The sequence below is a fragment of the Bordetella genomosp. 11 genome, from assembly GCF_002261215.1.
Taxonomy (GTDB): Bacteria; Pseudomonadota; Gammaproteobacteria; order Burkholderiales; family Burkholderiaceae_B; genus Bordetella_C.
In genome coordinates this window covers 1,779,908-1,802,196 of record NZ_NEVS01000004.1, presented here as the reverse complement: position 1 = coordinate 1,802,196, position 22,289 = coordinate 1,779,908, and the positions used below count along the sequence as shown (strand labels likewise).

22 protein-coding genes are annotated in these 22,289 nt (G+C 67.8%); 12 read left to right on the top strand and 10 right to left on the bottom strand.

The window, feature by feature from the left end; genetic code table 11:
- The first annotated feature begins 13 nt into the window (after positions 1 to 13).
- Genes nrfD through CAL28_RS15745 form a run of 10 tightly spaced genes read left to right on the top strand, consistent with a single transcriptional unit; the run spans position 14 to position 8,556 of the window.
- Entirely contained in the window at positions 14 to 1,447 is a 1,434-nt protein-coding gene (gene nrfD / locus CAL28_RS15790) for an NrfD/PsrC family molybdoenzyme membrane anchor subunit (RefSeq protein WP_094842257.1), read from the top strand.
- Positions 1,444 to 1,992, top strand: a complete 549-nt coding sequence (locus tag CAL28_RS15785; protein WP_094842256.1) for a DUF3341 domain-containing protein — start codon at positions 1,444 to 1,446, stop codon at positions 1,990 to 1,992. The genes nrfD and CAL28_RS15785 overlap by 4 nt, the downstream gene beginning before the upstream one ends.
- On the top strand, positions 1,989 to 2,678 hold the full coding sequence (locus CAL28_RS15780; protein ID WP_094842255.1) for a c-type cytochrome: 690 nt from the start codon (positions 1,989 to 1,991) through the stop codon (positions 2,676 to 2,678). The genes CAL28_RS15785 and CAL28_RS15780 overlap by 4 nt, the downstream gene beginning before the upstream one ends.
- Positions 2,675 to 3,922 (top strand): hypothetical protein, encoded by a 1,248-nt coding sequence (locus CAL28_RS15775; RefSeq protein WP_094842254.1) that lies wholly within the window; start codon positions 2,675 to 2,677, stop codon positions 3,920 to 3,922. The genes CAL28_RS15780 and CAL28_RS15775 overlap by 4 nt, the downstream gene beginning before the upstream one ends.
- The gene (locus CAL28_RS15770) at positions 3,915 to 4,232 is read left to right on the top strand and encodes a hypothetical protein (protein ID WP_094842253.1); all 318 of its coding nucleotides are present in this window, start codon (positions 3,915 to 3,917) and stop codon (positions 4,230 to 4,232) included. The genes CAL28_RS15775 and CAL28_RS15770 overlap by 8 nt, the downstream gene beginning before the upstream one ends.
- Positions 4,229 to 5,035 carry an SCO family protein gene (locus CAL28_RS15765; protein ID WP_094842252.1) on the top strand — a complete coding sequence of 269 codons (807 nt, stop codon included), beginning with the start codon at positions 4,229 to 4,231 and terminating at the stop codon, positions 5,033 to 5,035. The genes CAL28_RS15770 and CAL28_RS15765 overlap by 4 nt, the downstream gene beginning before the upstream one ends.
- Positions 5,032 to 5,979 carry a cytochrome c oxidase subunit II gene (coxB, locus tag CAL28_RS15760; protein ID WP_094842251.1) on the top strand — a complete coding sequence of 316 codons (948 nt, stop codon included), beginning with the start codon at positions 5,032 to 5,034 and terminating at the stop codon, positions 5,977 to 5,979. Before CAL28_RS15765 ends, coxB begins: the two co-directional genes overlap by 4 nt.
- Positions 5,976 to 7,583 carry a cytochrome c oxidase subunit I gene (gene ctaD, locus CAL28_RS15755; RefSeq protein ID WP_094842250.1) on the top strand — a complete coding sequence of 536 codons (1,608 nt, stop codon included), beginning with the start codon at positions 5,976 to 5,978 and terminating at the stop codon, positions 7,581 to 7,583. Before coxB ends, ctaD begins: the two co-directional genes overlap by 4 nt.
- Positions 7,580 to 8,212 (top strand): cytochrome c oxidase subunit 3, encoded by a 633-nt coding sequence (locus tag CAL28_RS15750; protein WP_094842249.1) that lies wholly within the window; start codon positions 7,580 to 7,582, stop codon positions 8,210 to 8,212. The genes ctaD and CAL28_RS15750 overlap by 4 nt, the downstream gene beginning before the upstream one ends.
- Positions 8,209 to 8,556 carry a cytochrome C oxidase subunit IV family protein gene (locus CAL28_RS15745; RefSeq protein ID WP_094842248.1) on the top strand — a complete coding sequence of 116 codons (348 nt, stop codon included), beginning with the start codon at positions 8,209 to 8,211 and terminating at the stop codon, positions 8,554 to 8,556. The genes CAL28_RS15750 and CAL28_RS15745 overlap by 4 nt, the downstream gene beginning before the upstream one ends.
- Here the strand turns inward: CAL28_RS15745 and CAL28_RS15740 are convergent.
- Both CAL28_RS15740 and CAL28_RS15735 read right to left on the bottom strand, forming a co-directional pair.
- Complete coding sequence (locus CAL28_RS15740) at positions 8,553 to 8,975, bottom strand: hypothetical protein (RefSeq protein WP_094842247.1); 423 nt, start codon at positions 8,973 to 8,975, stop codon at positions 8,553 to 8,555. The two genes, CAL28_RS15745 and CAL28_RS15740, sit on opposite strands and share 4 nt — an antisense overlap.
- A 22-nt stretch (positions 8,976 to 8,997) precedes the next feature.
- Positions 8,998 to 10,263: an Hsp70 family protein gene (locus tag CAL28_RS15735; RefSeq protein WP_094842246.1), complete on the bottom strand. Its 1,266-nt coding sequence runs from the start codon at positions 10,261 to 10,263 to the stop codon at positions 8,998 to 9,000.
- Between the two features lie 217 nt (positions 10,264 to 10,480).
- On the opposite strand from CAL28_RS15735, the gene CAL28_RS15730 reads away from it, so the two are divergent.
- Positions 10,481 to 11,500 (top strand): alcohol dehydrogenase, encoded by a 1,020-nt coding sequence (locus CAL28_RS15730; protein ID WP_094842245.1) that lies wholly within the window; start codon positions 10,481 to 10,483, stop codon positions 11,498 to 11,500.
- A 17-nt stretch (positions 11,501 to 11,517) separates the two neighbouring features.
- Here the strand turns inward: CAL28_RS15730 and CAL28_RS15725 are convergent, their stop codons facing one another.
- Both CAL28_RS15725 and CAL28_RS15720 read right to left on the bottom strand, forming a co-directional pair.
- Positions 11,518 to 12,489, bottom strand: coding sequence for a Bug family tripartite tricarboxylate transporter substrate binding protein (locus CAL28_RS15725; RefSeq protein ID WP_176464016.1), 972 nt, complete (start codon positions 12,487 to 12,489; stop codon positions 11,518 to 11,520).
- A 97-nt stretch (positions 12,490 to 12,586) separates the two neighbouring features.
- Positions 12,587 to 13,441 (bottom strand): polysaccharide deacetylase family protein, encoded by an 855-nt coding sequence (locus tag CAL28_RS15720; protein ID WP_094842243.1) that lies wholly within the window; start codon positions 13,439 to 13,441, stop codon positions 12,587 to 12,589.
- Positions 13,442 to 13,588: 147 nt separating this feature from the next.
- Here CAL28_RS15720 and CAL28_RS15715 point away from each other — a divergent pair, with 147 nt between their 5' ends.
- Complete coding sequence (locus CAL28_RS15715) at positions 13,589 to 14,500, top strand: LysR family transcriptional regulator (RefSeq protein ID WP_094842242.1); 912 nt, start codon at positions 13,589 to 13,591, stop codon at positions 14,498 to 14,500.
- On the opposite strand, the gene CAL28_RS15710 is transcribed toward CAL28_RS15715, so the two are convergent.
- From CAL28_RS15710 to CAL28_RS15685, 6 genes are all read right to left on the bottom strand, one after another.
- Positions 14,493 to 16,853 (bottom strand): molybdopterin guanine dinucleotide-containing S/N-oxide reductase, encoded by a 2,361-nt coding sequence (locus CAL28_RS15710; protein WP_094842241.1) that lies wholly within the window; start codon positions 16,851 to 16,853, stop codon positions 14,493 to 14,495. The genes CAL28_RS15715 and CAL28_RS15710 overlap by 8 nt on opposite strands.
- A gap of 94 nt (positions 16,854 to 16,947) precedes the next feature.
- Positions 16,948 to 17,811, bottom strand: coding sequence for a sulfurtransferase (locus CAL28_RS15705; RefSeq protein ID WP_094842240.1), 864 nt, complete (start codon positions 17,809 to 17,811; stop codon positions 16,948 to 16,950).
- A gap of 6 nt (positions 17,812 to 17,817) precedes the next feature.
- Positions 17,818 to 18,159, bottom strand: coding sequence for a carboxymuconolactone decarboxylase family protein (locus CAL28_RS15700; protein ID WP_094842239.1), 342 nt, complete (start codon positions 18,157 to 18,159; stop codon positions 17,818 to 17,820).
- 27 nt (positions 18,160 to 18,186) lie between these two features.
- On the bottom strand, positions 18,187 to 19,209 hold the full coding sequence (locus CAL28_RS15695) for a Bug family tripartite tricarboxylate transporter substrate binding protein (RefSeq protein WP_094842238.1): 1,023 nt from the start codon (positions 19,207 to 19,209) through the stop codon (positions 18,187 to 18,189).
- Positions 19,210 to 19,273: 64 nt separating this feature from the next.
- Positions 19,274 to 20,641, bottom strand: a complete 1,368-nt coding sequence (gene purB, locus CAL28_RS15690; protein ID WP_094842237.1) for an adenylosuccinate lyase — start codon at positions 20,639 to 20,641, stop codon at positions 19,274 to 19,276.
- A gap of 40 nt (positions 20,642 to 20,681) precedes the next feature.
- Positions 20,682 to 22,139, bottom strand: a complete 1,458-nt coding sequence (locus tag CAL28_RS15685) for an FAD-binding oxidoreductase (protein WP_094842236.1) — start codon at positions 22,137 to 22,139, stop codon at positions 20,682 to 20,684.
- Positions 22,140 to 22,289 lie beyond the last annotated feature (150 nt).

Sequence of the window (22,289 nt, the reverse complement as noted above, 5' to 3'; positions counted from 1 at the left end):
GCGGAGCCGGACCATGGCTGACACCTACGCCAGCATCAGCGATCGCATTTCGGACATCGTCCTGGCGCGCCGCCGCCAGGGAGGCACCGGGTGGCTGTGCGGTTGGCGGGTCCATTGGCGCTGGCGCGCGATGTTCCTGGCCACCTTCGCCGCCACGCTGGTGTTCTGCGGCGCCAGCGCCGCTCTGTTCGCCGTCGGCGTCGGGCTGTGGGGCGTGAACATCCCGGTCGCATGGGGATATGCGCTGGCCAACTTCGTCTGGTGGATCGGGATCGGCCACGCCGGCACCTTCATCTCCGCGGTGCTGCTGCTCCTGCGCCAGCAGTGGCGCACTTCCATCAACCGCTTCGCCGAGGCCATGACGCTGTTCGCCGCGAGCATCGCCGGCCTGTTTCCCATCCTGCACCTGGGACGGCCGTGGTTCGCGTACTGGCTGCTGCCGTATCCGGACCGCATGAACCTGTGGCCGCAATGGCGCAGCCCGCTGGTGTGGGACATCTTCGCCATCAGTACCTATCTGCTGGTCTCGCTGATGTTCTGGTACGTGGGCCTGCTGCCCGACCTGGCGACATTGCGCGACCGCGCGCGGACCCGCGCGAAGCAGATCGTCTACGGCCTGTTCGCCCTGGGATGGCGGGGCGACGCGCGCCATTGGGCCCGCTACGAAAGCGCCTATCTGCTGCTGGCGGGCCTGGCCACGCCCCTGGTGGTGTCCGTGCATACGGTGGTATCGCTGGATTTCGCCATCGGCAACACGCCGGGCTATCACTCCACCATTTTTCCGCCGTACTTCGTGGCGGGCGCGCTGTACTCGGGCTTCGCGATGGTGCTGACGCTGGCGATCCCGCTGCGCCACTTCTTCCGCCTGCACGACCTGATCACCGATCGCCATTTGTCGCTGGCGGCACGCGTGCTGCTGGCGACCGGCGCCATGGTCGCCTATGGCTATGTATCGGAGGCCTTCATGGCCTTCTACAGCGGCGATGAGTTCGAGATCGCCATGACGGTGGATCGCTGGACGGGCGCCTACGCGCCCGTGTACTGGGCCGTCATCGTGTGCAACGTGGTCATCCCCCAGTTGCTGTGGAGCCGGCGCGTGCGCAGCCGGCCGGCGTGGCTGTTCGTCATCGGCATCGTCATCAACGTGGGCATGTGGATGGAGCGGTTCATGATCGTGGTCCAAAGCACGCATCGGGACTTCCTGCCTTCGGCCTGGGGCATATTCGTGCCCACGGCCTGGGATTGGACGTTCCTGTTCGCGTCCATGGGCATGTTCGCCTGGCTGTTCCTGTTGTTCCTGCGTTTCCTGCCCATGATTTCCATGAGCGAAGTGCGCGAAATGGAATACGAAACGCGCGGCCCGGCCGCGGCGGATGGCGACCCGGGGCCGCCTTCGGCGGGCGCATCGGCGGTCCATCGCCCCGCGGCCAGGAGGTCCGACGCATGAAGCCGCGCCTGTACGGCCTGATGGCGGAATTTCGCCAGCCCGACGCGCTGGTAAGGGCCGTGCGCGCCGCCCGCGCGAGCGGCCATGCGGACATCGAGGCCTACGCGCCGTTCGCGGTGCCCGAGCTGCCGGAGGCGATCGGTTTCACAGGCGGCCGCGCGGTACCCCGCGCGACCCTGGCCGGCGGCATCGTCGGTGGGGTGGGCGGGTACTTCATGCAGTGGTATGCGGCGACGCAGTCCTATCCGATCAATGTGGGGGGGCGGCCGCTGCACAGCTGGCCCATGTTCATCCCGGTCAGCTTCGAACTGACCATCCTGTGCGCGGCCATCTGCGCCGTGGTGTCGATGCTGTGGGCGAACGGCTTGCCACGGCTGCATCATCCGGTTTTCGCGGCGCCGGATTTCGACCTGGCCAGCCGCGACCGCTTCTTCCTGTGCCTGCGCCTGCCCGAAGGTTGCACCGGGGACGACCCGGCATGCCAGGCCGCGCGCGCATTCCTGGCAGCGCAGCAGCCGCTTGCCATTCGCGAGGTGCCGGCATGAGGACGAAGGCGGCGATCCGGCTTCCCGCCCGCGCCGTGGCGCTGGCTTGCCTGCTGGCATTGGCGCTGGGCGGCTGCGAACGCGCCGCGCAGAATATGTACGACCAGCCGCGCGGCAAGCCTTACCGTGCCAGCACATTGTTCCCGGATGGCGCGATGTCGCGGACGCCGCCGGCCGGGACGCAGGCCTTTGCGCGCGGCAGCCAGGCCGACACGACCAGCGGCAGGGAAGGGACCGAGGACGTGGCGCGCGATGCGCGCGCCCTGGCCGCCACCGCCATGCCCGAGCCGGTCACGCCGGCGATGCTCAAGCAGGGCCAGACGCTTTACGGTGTGTACTGCCTGCCATGCCATAGCCCGGCGGGCGATGGCGACGGCCGTATCGTGGAACGCGGCTTCCCGGCGCCGCCGTCCTATCACGACGACCGCCTGCGCAATGTGCCGGACCGCCATATCTTCGACGTGATCGGCAAGGGATATGGCGTCATGGCGCCGTATGGCAACCGCATACGGCCGCAGGACCGCTGGGCCATCGTCGCCTTCGTGCGCGCGCTGCAGCTCAGCCAGCACGCGGATGTGGAAAAGCTGCCCCCCGATGTGCGGGCGCAGGCGCGGGCGGCCCTGGCGTCTACGGCCGGCGCCGCGCCCGGTACGTCTGACCTTGGCAACGCGGGGAGCCGGCCATGACGATTGCCGGCCGCACGGATTCGCGCACGCGGAGCGGCCTGGCGCTGCTTGCCCTGGGCATCGTGCTGCTGGCTTTGTGCGGGCTGGGCGCCGTCCTGGACCCGCGCGCCTGCCTCGCGGCATGGCTGACGGCCTGGTGGTTCTGGGCGGGACCGATGCTGGGCGCGCAGGCCACCCTATGGCTGCAGCGCCTGACCGGCGGCGCATGGATCGCGCCGATCGCGATCCCGCTGGACCGTTTGCGCGCCGCCATCCCGGTACTCGTCGTCCTGATCCTGCCGGTCCTGGCGTGGCCCGGCCCCCTCTATCCCTGGGCGCGCCCCGGCTGGGTCGATACGGCCGGCGAGCCGGCGTTCCGGGCGGTCTGGTTCTCGCATGCCGGCATGGCGCTGCGGGTCCTGGGATGCGCGGCCCTATGGAGCGTGCTGGCGCGCCTCGACGGCAGCGGACGTTCCGTCGCCAGGCGCGCGGGCTACGCCGCGGCCGGCCTGTTGCTGTACGCGTTCACGATCAGCCTCGCGGCCATCGATCTGCTCATGTCGCTGACGCCGCAATGGTATTCGACCGCCTTCGGGTTTGTGGTCCTTACCGCGCAGTTGAAGGCCGCGATGGCCGCCGGCGCATGGAAGGGCGCGCGCGGCTCGTCCGACGCGGCGCGCGGCGACCTGGGCAATCTGCTGCTGATGTACGTCATGACCTGGGCCTACCTGGCCTTTACCCAGTTCCAGATCATCTGGGCCGAGAACCTGCCGGCGGAGATCTCCTGGTATCTGCCGCGGCTGCAGGGCCCGTGGCAGATCATGGGCATTGCGCTGGCGGTCGCGGGCTTTGCCGTGCCCACGGCCCTGTTGCTGTCGCGTCCCTTCAAGCGGTCCGTCACGGGCCTGCGCGCCATCGCCGCGCTTCTGCTGGCGGTAAGCCTTTGCGAAACCGCATGGTGGGTATTGCCCTCGGTGGCCGCGTCGGTATCCGCCTCGGCGCGACCGTCAGGCTGGCATGTTGCCTGGATGCTGGCGCTGGCGCTGGCCGGCATGGGGCTGTTGGCGCGGGCGGCGACGATCTTGTTTCCGACGGCGTCGCCGCCTGTCGCGCGACGCGAGGAAACTGCAGCCAGCGCTTCGGCGCGGCGGGATGCGCCGGTGGCGAGTGCGGATACGGCGACGCGGCGGCAGTCGACGGCCGAAGGAAGCGGGGACACGCAAGTCCCCCAACGGCGGCCAAGGGAGGGGAAGGAACATGCGTGACGGCATCGATGTCAAGCGCGTCACCCGGATCGGCGTTGCCGGAATCATCGTCCTGGTGGCGGTGGTGGCGGGTGCCGCGCTGCTGACCTCGCGGTGGGCCGACGATCGTCCGCCCGGCAGGGACGCGGCGCCGCGGTCGTGGATATCGGGCCCGCTGCTGGAACGCCGTCCGCAAGAGGACATGGCGCACTACCTGGCGGCCAAGCGCAAGCTGACGGAAGGCTACGGCTGGGTCGACCGGCAGGCGGGCATCGCGCGCATCCCCCTGGACCAGGCCATGCAGGCCGTGGCGGAAGGGGCCCGGCCATGAAGCGCCTGGCGCTGCTGCTGCTATGCCTGGTCCTGGCGCGGATCGCCGCGGCGGCCCCGCCGGACCCGGCATCGCTGGAATTCCGCCAGCACCCCGGCCGGGCCATCCCGCCGGTCGCGGGCCTGCGCGACCAGGACGGCCGCTCCGTCGCCATCGCCGATTACCTCGGCAAGGGCCCGGTCATCTTCGTGCTGGGTTACTACCGCTGCCCTATGCTGTGCTCCACCCTGATGGACGCGGTCCTGGAACGCGTGCGCGGCGTCGCCGTGCCGTTCCAGGTGGTGGCGGTCAGCATCGATCCATCGGAGACGCCTGCCGATGCCGCGCGCAAATACGGCTATTACAGCGGCCTGATGAACGCCGGCGGCCCCGCGCCGACAGGGCCGGGCACGGCTGCGCCGGATGCCGCGCGGCTGCACCTGCTGACCGCCACACCGGCCGCGATCGCCGCCCTGACCGATGCCGTGGGATTCCCCTATCGGCGCGATGCGGATACCGGCCAGTACTATCATCCGGCCGGCTTCGCGGTCCTGACCCCGGAGGGCCGGATCTCGCGGTACTTCCTGGGATTGGGCTTCAGCGAGCGCGACGTCAGGCTCGCGCTGGTGGAGGCGTCCCATGGCAAGGTGGGCGGCCTGGCCGACCGGCTGGTGCTGCTGTGCTCCCACTACGACCCGGCCACCGGACGCTACAACGTCGCCGCGATGGCCATGGCCCGCGCCGCAGGTCTGGGCACGTTGGTGGCCCTGTTGTCCGGGCTGTTCATCCTGCGCCGCCGCGGCCGCAAGGGGAGCCGCGCATGACGTCCACGCCTTCCCTGATGCCGGTCGCCGCCTCGACGATGGCCCGTCATACCGACGCGCTGTTCTACAGCCTGCTCGGGCTCTCCGGGTTCATGGCCCTATTGTTGACCGCGCTGGCGGTCATCTTCTGCGTGCGCTATCGCAAGGGCTCGCGCGCGGATCGGCGCAACGCGCCCGAACACGGCAATGGCCTGGAGTGGACCTGGACCATCGCGCCGCTGCTGGCCTTCATCGGCCTTTACGCATGGGGCGCGTATACCTATAGCGCCCTGACGCATCCGCCCGACGACGCCATGCCGGTTTATGTGGTCGCCAAGCAATGGGTATGGACGCTGGAGCATGCCAACGGCAAGCGCGAGATCGACGAACTGCACGTGCCGGTGGGCAGGCCGGTACGGCTGCTGATGACGTCGCAGGACGTCATCCACAGCTTCTACGTCCCGGAATTCCGCATCAAGCAGGATGTGGTGCCAGGTCGCTACACCGCGCTCTGGTTCACCGCCACGCGCCCCGGCACCTATCATCTGCTGTGCGCGGAATTCTGCGGCACCGATCATGCATCGATGGGGGGCGGCATCGTCGCCATGCCGCCGGAGCAATTCTCGCGCTGGCTGGCCCAGGGTAGCGAAGGACCGGGCCTGGTCCAGCGGGGCTACCAGCTGTTCCGCGAACATGGCTGCGCGGGCTGCCACGATGCGCGCGCCACCGTCCACGCGCCGGACCTGAACCATCTGTTCGCGCGCCGGGTTTTTCTGCAGGACGGCCGCATGGTCGTCGCGGACGAAACCTATATCCGCGATTCCATCCTGGAGCCACGCAAGGACGTGGTGGCGGGCTATGCGCCCATCATGCCTTCGTTCGCCGGCCAGTTCGACGAAGCGCAGCTGATGGCGCTGGTCGCCTACCTGAAGTCCGACCGCGACAAAGAGGCCGCCCCGCAATGACGCCGCATACCTACCTGAACGAGGGCTATACCCTGCGCTCCTGGCTGCTGACGCGGGACCACAAGCGCATCGCGATCCTGTATGCCGTCAGCATCACCGCGTTCTTCGCCATAGGCGGATGCGCGGCCGCGCTGATGCGGCTGGAGCTGGTCACGCCGCAAGGCGACCTGGTCAGCGCGGACACGTACAACAAGCTGTTCACCGCGCATGGCGTAATCATGGTGTGGATGTTCCTGATCCCGTCCATCCCGTCGGTACTGGGCAATTTCCTCATGCCGCTTATGGTGGGGGCGGAAGAGGTCGCCTTCCCGCGCCTGAACCTGACGAGCTGGTATCTCTATGTGATCGGCGGCGCTTTCACGCTGGCGGCGCTGGTGCTGGGCGGCGTGGACACCGGCTGGACTTTCTACACGCCGTTCTCCACGATGTTCTCGCACAGCAATGTGGTGATCACGCTGTTCGGTGTCTTTATCGTGGGATTCTCGTCCATCCTGACCGGGCTGAACTTCATCGTGACCGTGCATACCATGCGCGCGCCGGGCATGGGCTGGTTTCGCATGCCCCTGTTCGTCTGGGCGAACTACGCCACCAGCATCATCCTGGTGCTGGCCACGCCCGTCCTGGCGATCACCTTGCTGCTGCTCGCGGCCGAGCGCCTTTTCGGCATCGGCTTCTTCGACCCGCAACTGGGCGGCGATCCGCTGCTGTTCCAGCATTTGTTCTGGTTCTACTCGCACCCGGCGGTCTATATCATGGTGCTGCCCGCCATGGGCGTGGCCAGCGAAATCATTCCCTGCTTCGCGCGCAAGCGCGTCTTCGGCTATCGCAGCATGGCCTACGCCATCATCGGCATCGCGGCGATCGGCTTCCTGGTCTGGGGACATCATATGTTCGTCAGCGGCCAGTCCGTCTACGCCAATATGACCTTCTCGCTGCTCAGTTTCCTGGTCGCCGTGCCGTCGGCCATCAAGGTATTCAACTGGACCGCGACGCTGTACAAGGGCACGATTACCTTCGGCGCGCCCATGCTGTACGCGCTGGGCTTCGTCGGGCTGTTCATGGTGGGCGGGCTGACCGGCCTGTTCCTGGCGACCCTGGCGATCGACGTGCATGTGACCGACACGTATTTCGTCGTCGCGCATTTCCACTACATCATGGTGGGCGGCGCGGTCATGGCCTACCTCGGCGGACTGCATTTCTGGTGGCCGAAGATCAGCGGGCGGATGTACCCGGAAATGCTCGGGCGCATCGCGGCCATTACGATCTTTATCGGCTTTAACCTGACTTTCTTCCCGCAGTACATCCTGGGCTACGAGGGCATGCCGCGCCGCTACCATGCCTACCCGCCGGAATTCCAGGTGCTGAACATCCTGTCTTCGATGGGCGCGGCGGTCCTGGCCGTGGGCTATGTGCTGCCGCTGTGCTACTTCCTGTGGGCCTGGTTCAAGGGCCGGCCGGCGGGGGACAACCCCTGGAACGCCAGCGGGCTGGAATGGCATACGCGCTCGCCGCCGCCCAAGAACAACTTCGATGCGCCGCCCGACGGGCACCACGATGTCTATGACTATGCGTCCCGCGGTTCGGCATCCGGGAGTGCCCCATGACCGAAGCCGCGCTGGATATCCCGGATACCGCCCGCGCCTATCAGGCTCGCCTGGGCATGTGGGTATTCCTGGCCACCGAGATAATGTTCTTCGGCCCGATCTTCCTGGCCTATGCGGTCGGCCGCCTGCATCTGCCGGAGGCATTCATCGCGGCCGGCCGCCACACCGATGTCCTGCTGGGCACGATCAACACCATGGTGCTGCTGACCAGCAGCGCCGCGATCGCGATGTCGACCGAGTGCGTGCGCGACGGCGCCATGCGCCTTGCCCGGCGGCTGATGTGGTTGACCGTCGTCCTGGGCTGCGCCTTCCTGGCGATCAAGGGCTACGAGTACGCCAAGGACCTGCGCGAGGGGCTGTTTCCCGGCCCCTCGTTCCACGCGGCCGGCCTGTCGGGGGAAATGGGCGCGCGCCTGTTTTTCTTCCTGTATTTCGTGGCAACCGGACTGCACGCGCTGCATTTGACGGTGGGAATCTGCCTGGTCCTGGTCGTGCAGTGGCAAGCGGCGCGGGCACCGGCGGTCCCGCTGGCGCGGCGCCTGGAAGCCACCGCGCTGTATTGGCACTTCGTCGATGTCGTCTGGGTGTTCCTGTTTCCCATCCTGTACCTGGCGGGGAGGGCGTCATGACGGGCGCCGCGATGGAACCCATGGGGCTTCGGCGCCGATTGCTGCGCGTGGCCGTGGTATGGCTGGCGCTGATACTGTTTGCCGCGCTAACCGTCGGCACGGCCTATATCCCCTTGGGCGCCGCCAACATGGCGGTCAACATCCTGATCGCCGGCATCAAGGCCGTGCTGATCGCCGTTTTCTTCATGCATCTGGCCAGTCCCCACGCCGTGCCGCGCATGATCTGCGTCATCGCCACGGTGATGCTGGTCGTGATGTTCGCGCTCAGCGGGGTGGATTTCTACACCCGCGACATGGCGCCGGCCTCCGCTGCCGGGCGGGCTGGCCCCGCCGCCTCGCGCTAGCCGCCGCGCGGCGGCTGCGGGCTGTTGGCGGGATTCGTGTCGATCTTGCGCACGGCCACGATGCCGTCGGGCTCGCCCAGGGCCGACAGGCTTGCCAGCAGGGCATCCGCGATGTCTTCTTCGTAGACTTCCCGGCCGTCCACGTACACGGTAAGGACCCGCCGGTACTTCGATTCCTTGTCCGGATTGCGAATGGTGTCCAGGGTCCACTGGTATAGCGGGTAGTCCTGTACGCCTTCGCGCTCCGCTTCGGCCACATAAGCGGCGAAGGCGTCGTACTGGGAAGCGAAGGTCGCGCGGTGCGCGCGCAGGACGTCGCGCAAGCGGGCAAGCGGCGGGGTGTCGCGATGGTCGCGGCAGGCCTCGGCCAATTCCTGCGTCACGGTGATCCGCACCTGATACTGCCACGCCTGCGTCATCGATATCCCCTGTGTCCGGCCGTCAGCCGAATTTGCGCGCCGCATCGAGCGCGAGACCGGCGCCGATGCTGCCGAACAGATCGCCCTCGACGCTGCGGGCATCGGGCAGCAGGGCGGAAATGCGCTCGCGCAATTGCGAAACCCGGCTGGAGCCTCCGGTGAAAAACACGGTGTCGATGCCGCCCGCGTCGATGTCCGCATCGCGCAGCAGGGCGGCGACGGTGTTCTCGATGCGCTCGATAAGCGGCGCGGTGGCGTCGTCCAGGTCGGCGCGCGTCAGGTCCAGCGACAGGCCGGCGGAAATCCGTTCCAGGTCGGCTCGGGCGGCGGCCGTTTCGGACAGATCGATCTTCGCCTTTTCGACCTGCAGCGACAGCCAGTGGCCGGCGCGTTCCTTGACCAGGCTGAGCAGCAGGTCGATCTTGTCGCGCTCGCCGGCATTGGCGCGGATATAGGACAAATGTTCCCACGCCTTGTTGGTGTACGCGAAGTTGATCGTGTGCCACGAGGCCAGGTTCAGGTACTGCGTGGAGGGTACGTCCTTGCCGCTGCGCAGCTTGCTGCCCAGGCCCAGCAGCGGCATGAAGGCGTGCAGGTTCAGGTGCCGGTCGAAATCGCCGCCGCCGATGTGAACGCCGCCGTGGGCCAGGATGTCGGCCCGGCGGTCGGGCAGGGCGGCGCGGCTGGGGCCCAGGCGGATCAGCGAGAAATCCGATGTCCCGCCGCCGATGTCCACGACCAGGACGAGTTCCTCGCTGGAGATCTGCGACTCGTAGTCGAAGGCCGCGGCCAGCGGTTCGTACTGGAACTCGATGTCGGTGAATCCGACCGACCGCGCGATTTCGCCCAGGGTGTCCTGGGCCTGCTGGTCGGCTGCCGGATCGCCGTCGACGAAATACGCCGGCCGGCCGAACACCGCGCTGGTGAATTCGCGTCCCGCCGCCTGTTGCGCGCGCAGCCGCAACTGCGCGATGAAGTGCGTCAGCAGCGTGCGGAACGGCACGCCGCGGCCGCGTATCTCGGTATGGCCGTCGATCAGCGAACTGCCCAGCAGATTCTTCATCGACCGCATCAGGCGGCCCTCGTAGCCGGCCAGGTAGTCCGCCAGCGCCGCGCGGCCGTAGCTGACCTCCGCGTCTTCGTCATGGAAAAAGATGGCCGACGGCATGGTCGGCTTGCCATCCTCCAGGGACAGCAAGGCTGGATGGCCGGGCCGTTTCCATCCCACGGCGGAATTGGAGGTGCCGAAATCGATTCCGCAGGCGAGGGCGGGAGAAAAAGAAGTCATCGATGCGAATGTCCCGCGCCGTTCCGGCGCCAAGCGCGTTACCAGGCTGAAGGGGCGATTGTACGGGGCAGGGCCTGACGAGATCCTGCCCAAAGGCGCGTGGTTTACGCCTGATGCCTTAAGGGGGTACCGCTGTTCGGGGGGGACGGGGTATCGTCCTGGTTCCGCGGTTCGCGGCAGGCCGCGCGAAGGATACCTCTTTTTCAGGAGAAGACCCATGCGCAGAATGCAGGCAGTACAGGTGACGAAGGCAGGCGGTCCGTTGGAAGTCGTCGAACGCGACGTGCCCGAGCCGCCCGCCGGACATGTGCGGATCAAGGTGCAGGCATGCGGGATATGCCATAGCGATGCCTTCACCAAGGAAGGGCAGTGGCCGGGCCTGCAGTTGCCGCGCGTTCCTGGCCATGAGATCGCCGGCGTGGTAGACAAGGTGGGCGACGGTGTCGAGGAATGGCAGGTGGGCCAGCGTGTCGGGGTGGGTTGGCACGGCGGCCACTGCGGCCACTGCGAGAACTGCCGTCATGGCGATTTCGTGCTGTGCAAGACCGCGCAGGTCCCCGGCATCAGCTATGACGGCGGCTACGCGGATTACATGGTGGCGCCCCGCGAGACCCTCGCGCGGATCCCGGACGACCTGTCCGATGTCGATGCCGCGCCCCTGCTTTGCGCGGGCATCACCACGTTCAATGCCTTGCGCAATAGCGGCGCGCGCGCCGGCGATGTGGTCGCGGTGCTGGGCATAGGCGGCCTGGGCCACCTGGGCGTGCAGTTCGCCCGCCGGATGGGCTACGTGACGGTCGCGATCGCGCGCGGCCAGGACAAGGCGCCGCTGGCGAAAGAATTGGGCGCCCACCATTACATCGACAGCCAATCGCAGAATGTCGCCGAGACGTTGCAGGCGCTGGGGGGCGCGCGCGTGATCCTGGCAACCGCCACCAGCGGCAAGGCCATGAGCGCCGCGATCGGCGGCCTGGGGCCGAACGGCAAACTGGTTTTCGTGGGGGTGTCGCAGGAACCCGTAGAGGTGCCCATCGCCCAGTTCATCAGCCAACGCAATTCGGTGCAGGGCTGGCCTTCAGGCACCGCAGCGGATTCGCAGGAGACCCTGGCCTTCAGCGCGCTGTCGGGCGTGAAGCCGATGATCGAGGAATACCCGCTGTCGCGGGCGCCGGAGGCCTACGACCGGATGATCAGCGGCAAGGCGCGCTTCAGGGTGGTGTTGATCCCGGGACAGTGATGTGGGGATCCGCTGCTTCACTCTGGCTGGATGCCGGCCTTTTCCACGATCCCTTGATAGGCCGAGGTGCCGTTCCGTATCAGGCGATCGAATTCCGCCGCCGAGCCGGTGGCGACCTCGAAGCCGGCGGTGTCCAACTGTTCACGAACGGCTGGGGCTCGGATGGCCTTCTCGACTTCGTCGTGCAGCTTGGCCAGCAGCGGTGGGGACAGCTTGGCGGGTGCCAGCAGGCCGACCCAGGTGGCCGGCAATGCGAAACCCGGTACGCCTGCCTCGGCCAGGGTGGGAACATCCGGGGCGGCGGTGGCGCGCTGCGCCTCCAATACCCCCAGGACCTTGAGCTTGCCCGTCTTGACGAAGGGCAGAACGTTGGACAACACCAGAATGCCCACGGGCACCTGGCCGCCGACCACGTCGTTCAGTGCCGGCGCGCCTCCCTTGTAGGGCACATGCATCATGTCGATGCCGGCCATCGCGTTGAGCAATTGCCCGCCCAGATGTTCCGAGGTGCCTATGCCCGCGGTGGCATAGGACATTTTCCCCGGATGGGCCTTGGTATAGGCGATCAGTTCCTTGACGCTGCCGATGGGCATCGACGCGTTGACCACCAGCGCCTGTGGCGCCGTGCCGACGATCGCGATGGGAGTGAAGTCCTTGACCGGATCGAAAGGCATGTTGCGGGTGAAGAACGGGAGGGTGGTGTGGGGCGGTCCCACCTGCATCAGCAGGGTATAGCCGTCCGGCTGCGCGCGGGCGACGAAATCCGAGCCGATCAGGCTGTTGCCGCCGGCGCGATTGTCGACGATCACGCTTTGCCCCATGTCCATCCCCATGCGCTGGGCGACGGAACGCGCCACGGTATCCGCGGCGCCGCCGACGGAGAAGGGGACCACCATGCGGATGGCATGGTCCGGATACGAGGACTGGCTCCAGGCCGCGAGCGGCGCGGCGCACAAGGCCGCGACGGCCAGGCGGATGATGGGGTTCACGATATATCCTCCTGTCCGCCCAGGCGGCCTGTTCGTTCGCGCGTCCGGCGTGCGGGCACCGGCCGTCGCGCGCGTGGTCGACGGGCCGCCCTTACCGCTATAGCTGGAATCGATCGACATAGCTCAGTTCGCGGATGTCGTTCCGGTTCACCCAGTGCGCCAGTTCGTCATGGCGCGGGAACCACACATCGGGAAAGGACCGTAGATGCGTCAGGATCCGGTCAAGCATGGCGCTCACCAGCGGCCGCCCGCCGAAGTGGCCGTGCATGGTGATGTTGATGAAGCCGTTCGGTTCCTTGCGGTGCAGGTATTCGAAGGTGTCCAGGTAGCACTGCAGGAAGTCGCGCGGCGAGGCGCGCAGCACGCGGTTGTCGGCGTAGTCGCTGTGCGGAATCGCCACCAGGCCCCCATTCGGGGTGTCCAGCTTGCAGGGCAGGTCCAGGTAGTTGTAGTCGCCATGCCACAGCATGCCGGCCTCGGCCAACAGCGACGATGTGCGTTCCGTAACCGCGATCGTCGAACTCAGCCAGCCGCAAGGACGCACGCCCGACACGCGCTCCAGGATATCCAGGCTGCATTGGATCACCTCGCGCTCTTCCTTCTCGTCCAGGCCGGGCAGCACCTGATCCTGGGCGTAGTTGTGGCCGGCCAGTTCGAAGCCGGATTCGAGGATCTGTTTGACCACTGACGGAAATAGCTCCGCCACGCGGGCGTTGACGCAGAAGGTGGCGGGCAGGCCATGGTCGCGCGCCAGGCGCATGAGCCGATAGGCGCCGGCGCGGGCGCCGTATTCGGACCACTGGATACCGGTCAGGTCCAGCGCCCCGGGCCGGGGCGGGCTGGTCATTGGGGAATAGGGCGGCGCCTTCCCCTCGGACCAGCTTTCAACCAGGAATGTCAGGACGACGGCGGTACGGGCGCCGTTGGGCCAAAGGGACGTCGTGGAGGGCATCGTGTATCCGGAAGAAGATTGCGATAGGCGCGAGGGCCGTCATCCACGGGAAATGCGCAACCGCGCCGCTGGCACTATGCGGTCGACCCGCCCTAAATACAATTTGAATTTTCATAATTAAAATTAAGTTTTCCTGTGGGGCCAGCCATGTCCGCGCCGCTCAAGATCCAGCAATTGCGCCAGTTCGTCATCGCCGCCCGCAACCAGAGCTTCCGTGTCGCGGCGTTGGAAACCCATCGTTCGCAGGCCGCGATCACCCTGGCCATGCGCGCCTTGCAGGAAGAAGCCGGCGGCCAGCTGTTCGAGGACGGCCACCAGGCCCGGTTGACGCCCCTGGGGCAGGCCCTGCTGCCCTTGCTGAACGAGTTGATTACGGTGCATGACCGGGTGCAGAACGAGATGCGCCGCATTGTCCGCGGGGAGCAGGGCTCCGTGACGCTGGCGTTGATGCCGTCGCTGGCCGAGGAGTGGTTGCCCGGCATGTTGCACCGCTATCGGCACGAGCACCCCGGGGTCAAGATCCACGCCGCCGACGTGTCGTCGCCGCGCGTGACGGAAATGGTGGAAAGCGGTCTGGCGGAATTGGGCGTGGCCGGCCTGGCGGCGCCCAACGTGTTGCTGCGGTATACGCCGGTGGCGCGCGATAGCTTTGGCGTGGTCTGCAGGCCCGATCACCGCATCGCGGCGTCAGGCAAATCGGTGCAGTGGAAAACCCTGCGCGACGAGACCTTGATCGGCAACACCACTTTTCACGCGCTGCAAGGGCATGACCTGGGTAGCTGGCTGGAGACGCCCGACCTCGTCCTGCAGAACCGCGGTTCGCTCATCGCCGCGGTACAGGCGGGGCTGGGCATTACCGTCCTGCCCGCCTTGGCACGTCCTCCGGCGCGGCACGGCCTGGCCTTCGTGCCGCTTACCGCGCCGCGCGTCACGCGTATCGTCGGTACCCTGCGGCGTTCCGGGCAATCGCTGCTGCCGGCCGCGGCGCACATGCACGAACTCATGTTGAAAAGCCTGGCGGAGTTCGCGCGGGCGCGCGGCGCGGCCTGCCTTATATAGCGCCGCCAGGATGGCCGGCGCCGGCCGGCGGCGGTTCGAAGGCGCGGACCGGCGGCAGCGGTCCGTCGTGGCGACGGACCTGCACGACGGTGAGCTGTCCGATGCAACCCTGCGCCAGTGAGGAGGTACCGACGTCGCGCGTCAGCACATTCGGATTGCCGTGCACGCAGAAGGCGCGGCCGGGCACTTCGTCGTCCGGCGCCGGGTCGTACCAGGCGCCGGTGGGCAACTGGACGACGCCGGGACGGATGCCATCGCTCAAGGCCACGCAGGCCAGGCATTTGCCGCGCGCGTTGTACAGCGCGACGATATCGCCTTCGGCGATGCCGCGTTCTGCGGCATCGCGCGGATGCATGGTGCAGACTTCGCGATCGCGGCGTTTGTTGGCCACGCTGTGCGCGCCGAAATCGAGTTGGCTATGCAGGCGGGTCGCCGGCTGGTTGGCGACCAGGTACAGGGGATGGTCGGCGGTCGGTTCGTCGCTCGGCGCCAGCCATGCGGGATGTCCCGGGCAATCCGCGTACCCGAAACCGGCCACGACGGGCGACGATATCTGTATCCGCCCGCTGGGCGTGGGCAGCGGCTTGCCCACGGGGTCGTCGCGAAAGGCGCGCAGGATGCCGCCATCGTCCGCCTGCTGCGGCAGCAGGAGCTCGCCGCGTTCCCAGAACGTATCGAAGTCGGGGGCCTCCAGGCCGCGCTCGGCCAGGGCGGCGCGCGTGCGTTCGTACAGGTGCCGCAGCCATTGCGCGCTGGTGCGGCCTTCCGTGAAGGCGTCGCGCGTGCCCAGGCGTCCGGACAGGTCGGCGAATATGTCGTAGTCATCGCGCGCCTGGCCGTTCGGCGGCGCGATGCGATGCATGGCGACCATGAGCGGATCGGTCGGCGCGGCGCCGATGTCTTCTCTTTCCAGGGTCATCGTGCAGGGCAGCACGATGTCGGCGTGGCGCGCCGTGGCGGTCCAGCCGATCTCATGGACGATAAAGGTATCCAGCGTGCGGAAAGCGCGCGCCAGGCGTCCCAGGTCCTGATGGTGATGGAAGGGGTTGCCGCCGGCCCAGTAGGCCAGGCGAATATGCGGATACACGTGCCGCTTGCCGTTGTAGTCGAATTCCGTGCCGGGATGCAGCAGCATGTCGGCGATGCGTGCCACGGGGATGAATTCCCTGACGCCATTCGAACCCTGCGGCAGCGCCGCGATGGGCACGGCATTCATGCGTTTGCCGTAGTGGGCCAGCGTGCCCAGCGCGTAGGCGTAGCCGCCGCCGGGCAGGCCGATCTGGCCCAGCATGGCGGCCAGCACCGCGCCCATCCAGACGGGCTGCTCGCCGTGTTCGGCGCGTTGCAGCGCGTGCGCCACCGTGACGAGTACCCGCTTGCCGGCGAGCGAGCGCGCCAGGTCGCGGATGATGCCGGCCTGCAGGCCGCATAGCGCCGCAGCCCATTCCGGCGTTTTCGGCACGCCGTCCGCGCCGCCCAGCAGGTAGGCTTCGAAGACCTCCCAGCCGTCGCAGTACGCGGCCAGGAAGGCGCGGTCATGCAGGCCTTCGGCGACCAGTACCTGGCCCAGCGCCAGCATCAGGGCGGCATCCGTGCCGGGCACGATGGGCAGCCATTCCGCGCGCGATTCCGCCGGCATATCGCCGCGCAGCGGGCTGACCGATACGAAGCGGCAGCCGCGCGCGGCGGCGCGGGCCATCGATTCGCGTTCGATATGGCGGCTGATGCCGCCGCTTGCCACGCGCGAATTCTTCAGCGCCATGCCGCCGAAGGACAGGACGATATCGGCGTGGTCGACGATCTGTTCCCAGGTGACGTTGCGGCGGGCCACATCGTCCATGCTGCCCAGGATATGCGGCAGGATCACGCCGGATGCGCCCGCGCTGTAGCTGTTGACCGACCGCACATAGCCGCCCAGCGCGGTATTCAGGAATCGGTGTACCTGGCTTTGCGCATGATGGAAGCGTCCCGCGCTGGACCAGCCGTAGGATCCGCCGAAGACGGCCTGCGCGCCGTGGCGGTCGCGCACGCGCGTCAATTCGCCCGCCAGGCGATCCAGCACGTCGTCCCAGGCCATCGGGACGTAGCTGTCGCGGCCGCGGCGGTCGTCGGGACCGGGGCCGCGCTCCAGCCAGCCGCGCCGCACCATCGGCGTCGTCACGCGCGCGCGGTGATTCACGGCGGTCGTGAAATTCTGGATAAGCGGATTCGGATCCGGGTCGCCCGGATGCGGCTGGACGGCCAGGGCACCCTGGCGCCATGCCGCGCGGAACACGCCCCAATGCGCGCTGTGCGGCCGCATGGCTGCCGAGGGCGGAAGGACGGAAGATTCGATGCCGGATTCAGGTTTCATGCGGGGCCTGCATTGGATGCCTATTGCGTTTGCGGTCGCGCGCGGGCCGCCCGGTCCGGACGTGGCCCGCGCGCGGTGCGGCGTCGGTCGCCGGTCAATCGGCGGCCCCGGTCGCGACCGGGGCGCCGGGCTGCGCGCACCATTCGCTCCATGATCCCGGATACAGCGCCGCGCCGCCCAGGCCGGCGATTTCCATGGCCAGCAGGTTGTGGCACGCCGTCACGCCGGACCCGCACTGGTTGATCGTCCCTTGCGGCCCGTAGCCGTCGAGCAGTGCCGAAAAGGCGCCACGCAGTTCGTCCGGCGACCGGAAATAGCCGAGCGCATTGAGATTGTCGCGGAAAAGCCGGTTGCGCGCGCCCGGAATATGGCCGCCGACGGGGTCCATGGTTTCGTTCTCGCCGCGAAAGCGGTCGGGGGCGCGGGCGTCGACGACGATATGGGCGCGGGAAACGAGGTTGTCGCGCACGTCCTGGTAGGACACGGTGCGCACCAGGCTGTCGCGCTGGGTAAGGCGGGCCGGGGTCGCGGGCACGGCGGCGGGCAAGTCATCCATCGGAAGACCCGCGGCGCGCCAGGCTTGAAGGCCGCCATCCAGCACCGCCACGGCGCGGTGGCCGATCCAGCGCATCAGCCACCACAGGCGGGCGGCGTACATGCCGCCCGAGTCGTCGTAGGCGACGACCTGCGTATCGTCCGCCACGCCAAGGCCCGCCATGCGGGCGGCGAAGGCGTCGCGGCCGGGCAGGGGGTGCCGGCCGTTGCGTCCGGTGAGGGGACCGCTCAGGTCCGTTTCCAGGTGCAGATAGTGGGCACCCGGCAGGTGGCCCTGCCGATAGGCACGCAGGCCCGCCTGGGGATCCATCAGGTCGAAGCGGCAATCGACGACCACGGGCGCGTCGTTGCGCGACAGCAGGGGCGCCAATCGCGGCGCCGGGATCAAGGTATCGAACGGCATTTTGCGTCAGTCTCGCGGTTCGTTCAGCGCGTCCATGGCGCGCAGGGAATAAACATAGGCGGCACCCGCGTTCAAGGCGATGGCGGTTGCCAGCGCCTCGCTCAGTTCGGCCTCCGTCACGCCCGCCTGCCGCGCCGCGGCGGCGTGCGCCGCGATGCAGCCGTCGCAGCGCGTCGTCACCGCGACCGCCAGCGCGATCAGTTCGCGTGTCCTGGCATCCAGCGTGCCGGTCGCTCCCTGCGCCTCGTTCAGGCCCCGGAAGGCGGTCAACAGCTTCGGATGGTTCTTGGCCAGGCTGCCGGCCGCCTGGCGATTGTTGGCCAGGACCGCGGTCCAATCGTTCAGCATGCAAAATACTCCTTGGCGTGCGCGGCGCTAGGCGCCGATCTGTTTGAGCAGGGCCGGGGTGGCGACCGTGCGGTATTGCGCGATGTCGCGCTCGATATAGGCGCTGAACTGCTCCAGCGGCAGGTCGTGTTCGACCGCGGCGTCCCGGCGGATGACTTCCCGCACTTGCGGGTCCTTCAGGGCCTGGCTCAGGTGGTTCGACAGCAGCCGCAGGATGGCCGGTGGCGTGCCGGCCGGCGCGGCCAGGCCGTACCACTGCGTCAGCGTCATGTCCACGCCCAGCTCCTTGAAGGTGGGCACATCCGGCAGACTGGGATTGCGGTTTTGCCCCGATACCGCGAGCAGGCGCAGCGCGCCCTGCCGCACCTGCGGCATCAGCGGCGATGCGGTGGCGAAGAACATATCGACCTGGCCGCCGAGCAGATCGGTAATGGCCGGTCCCGAGCCGCGATAGGGGATGTGCAGCAGCTTCAGCCCGGCCAGCTCCTTGATGCGCTCCATGCCGATGTGGGCGGCGCCGCCGGCACCGGTGGAGGCAAAGGTCATCTCTTTTTTCTTCGCGGTGGCGAGCAATTCCGCGGCGGTCTTGAAGCGGGAATTCGGCGCCACGAACAGGCCGTGCGGGGCTTCCAGGATCAATCCGATGGGCGCGAAGTCCTCCGGCACTTTGTACGGCAGGCTGGCGGGCTTCAGCGCCGGCGATACCGCCAGGTTGCCGCTCATCGCCAGCAGCATGGTATAGCCGTCGGGCGGCGACTTGGCGACCAGCCCGGCCGCGATGTTGCCGCCCGCGCCTGCCTTGTTTTCGACGACCACGGTCTGCTTGAGCGTGCGCCCCATCGCCGTGGCGATAAGGCGGCCGTACAGGTCGCCGCCCCCGCCGGGCGGAAAGCCCACCGCCAGCGTGATGGGCCGTTCCGGAAAGTCCGTGGCCGCCAGGCTGGCGCGGGACACCGACATGCCGCCGCCCAGGATGCCCGCGGCGCCCCATGCTCCCGCCGCCAATAGCCGGCGCCGCCCCGGAAGTGGGGCTCGATCGTTCTGATCCATGTTGTCTCCTTTGGTTTTTATGTATTGCCGTGCCGGCGCGGCTCGCAGGCCGCGCCACGCGGAATCAGGCCTGTAGCCAGCCTGCTGCTTCCTCCTGGGCCACCAGCCGGTCCACCGCCGGGCCGCACTGGCCCAGATAGCCGGCGGGATCGGTCAGGCGGCGGATTTCGTCTTCGCCCAGCAGGCCGGCAAGCGCCTTGTGCTGGCGCATGGCGTCGGCGAAATCCAGCTTATGGGTAATGCCGTGCATCGATGCTTCGTATATCCACTCGTGCGCCGTCTGCTTGCCGACCCGGCTGCTCAGCTCCAGCATGACGTGTTCGGAAAGCAGGTAGCCGCGCATCAGGTCGAGGTTTCTTGCCATGCCGCCCGCGTCGACGCGCAATCCCGCCAACAGGTTCTTCGCCTGGAACAGCATGGCGCCGGCGATGACGCAGCATTCGGGCAAGGCTTTCCATTCCATCTTCCAGGCGATGCCGTCGCGTTCGCCTTCCTGCACCATGCCTTCCAGCATGAGGGTGGCGTTGTAGCGCAGCGGCCGCGACAGGCCGGCCAGGTTCTCCGCGGAGGTCGGGTTGCGCTTGTGCGGCATGGTGGACGAGCCCAGCTTGCCGTCGGAGAATGCTTCCTCGACTTCGGCGACCTCGTTGCGCTGCATGTTGAAGAGTTCGTTGCCGATCTTCGATAGCGTGGCGCCGATCATCGCCAGCAGCATGGCGTATTCGGTGAAGCGGTCGCGCGCGGAAGCCCAGCTGATGGCAGGCGTGGACAGGCCCAGGCGCTGCAGGGTTTGCGATTCCACTTCGGCGGCCTGCTCGCCCAGCGAAGCCTGGCTGCCCACGGCGCCGACGACCATGCCCACCAGGACGCGCGACTCGCACTCCCGCAGGCGCCGGTAATGGCGTCCCATCTCGTCCAGCCAGATCGCGCATTTATGCCCGAAGGTAATGGGCAGCGCCTGCACGCCATGCGTGCGTCCGACCATGGGGGTATCGCGGTGCTCGCGCGCCAGGCGGGCCAGTTCGCGTCCGACCGCCTGGATATCGCGCAGGGCGATGGCATGGAATTCCTTCAGCTGCAGGGCCACCCCGGTGTCCACGACGTCCTGCGTGGTGGCGCCGTAGTGCACCCATTCGCCGTTCTCGGCGCTGCAGCAGGCCTGCAGCTGCCGCAGCGCCGGCACCAGCGAATGCTTGATGCGGCGTATCTCGGCGGACATTTTGCCCAGGTCGATGTTCTCGACCTTGGCCTTCTGCGCGATCTCGCGGGCGGCGGCGGCCGGAATGATGCCCAGCTCCGCCTGCGAGGCCGCCAGGGCGGCTTCGAAATCGAGCCATTTCTGCACGCGGTTATCTTCGGAAAAAATCGCGCGCAGTTCGTCGGTGCTCCATAGATGCTGGAGCGATTGCATGTCGAATACGGATACGGGCATCGGGTGTCCTCGCGAGGATGGGAAAGCGAAAGGGAAGGGATTAGGGCGTGCCGCCAAGAGCGGTCCGGCGTGCCAGGGGCAGGACCCGTCCCGGGTTGAACACGCCGTCGGGATCGAGCGCGACCTTGATCCGCGCCATCAGGTCCAGCGCCACCGGCGACTTGTGCCGCATGAAGGCGTCCTGCTTCAGGCGGCCTATGCCATGCTCGGCGGATATCGATCCCTGCATGCCGGCGGCAATGCCGTGGACGATGTCGTGGATCTCCGGGGCGCGCGCGCGAAATGCCGCGTCCTCCATGCCGAGGGGCTTGCTCTGGTTGTAATGGAGGTTGCCGTCGCCGACGTGGCCGAAGCAGACGATGCGGATGCCCGGCATCGCGGCGCGCAGCGCCGTATCGGCGGCCTCGATGAATGCGGGAATGGCCGAAACCGCTACCGAAATGTCGTGCTTGAGCGACGGGCCCTGCAGGCGCTGCGCTTCCGGGACATGTTCACGCAGCGACCAGAATTCCTGTGCCTGCCGGCCGGATGCGGCCAGCGCGGCATCGCTGGCCAGGCCGCGTTCCAGCGCCTGGCCCAGGACCTCCTCGACCGCGCCGGACGGGTCCAGGCTGGCCGAGGTTTCGGAGACGTCGAACAGCACGGCCCACGGATAGCCGCCGCCGAGCGGATCGCGCATACCGTCCAGGGGATGGGCAAGCACCTGGTCCAACGCTTCCCGGCCCAGCAATTCGAATGCGGTGACCCGCTCGCCCACGGCATCGGTCAGCATCGCCAGGATCTCCACGGCGGCTTGCGGATGCGGCAGCGCGACCCACCCGGTGACCGTCCGGCGCGGTTGCGCGTACAGCTTGAAGGCAGCGGCCGTGACGATGCCCAGGGTGCCTTCCGCGCCGATGAACAGCTGCTTGAGGTCGTAGCCGGTATTGTCCTTGCGCAAGGTCGTCAGCGCGTCCAGCACACGGCCGTCGGCCAGCACGACTTCCAACCCCAGGGTCAGGTCGCGCGTATTGCCATAACGCAGCACCTGTTCGCCGCCGGCATTGGTGGACAGGATGCCGCCGATGGTCGCGCTGCCTTCCGAGGCCAGCGACAGGGGGAATAGCCTGCCGCATTCGAGCGCGGCCTGCTGCGCCGCCAGCACTTTGCATCCGGCTTCCAGGGTGATGCTGTTGTCCAGCGGGTCGACGCGGCGCAATGCCGTCATGCGCCCCAGGCTGATGACGATTTCGCGACCGGAATCGTCGGGCGTGGAGCCGCCGACCAGGCCGGTATTGCCGCCCTGCGGTACCAGCGGCACGCCGGCGTCGGCGCACAGGCGTACGACGCGCGATACCTGCGCGGTGCTGGCGGGCCGCACGACGGCGCGGGCGATGCCGGGGTAGTGGCCACGCCATTCCGCGACGTAGGGGGCGGTGTCCTGGGCGCCGGTCAGTACATGGGCGTCGCCCACGACGGCCGCGAGCGCGGCGAGCAGGGAAGGGGAATGATGGTCCATGGTGGAAAATCTCGCTTCACGTCGACGGCCCGGCCGCGTCGCAAGCGATACTTGTCTCCTCGGTGCGGCGCGCGAAGATCCCGATGGCGCGCCGACATTTCATTGAATAAAATATGTTTTATTGAGCGAAAATATAGGAGCTGGGACTCA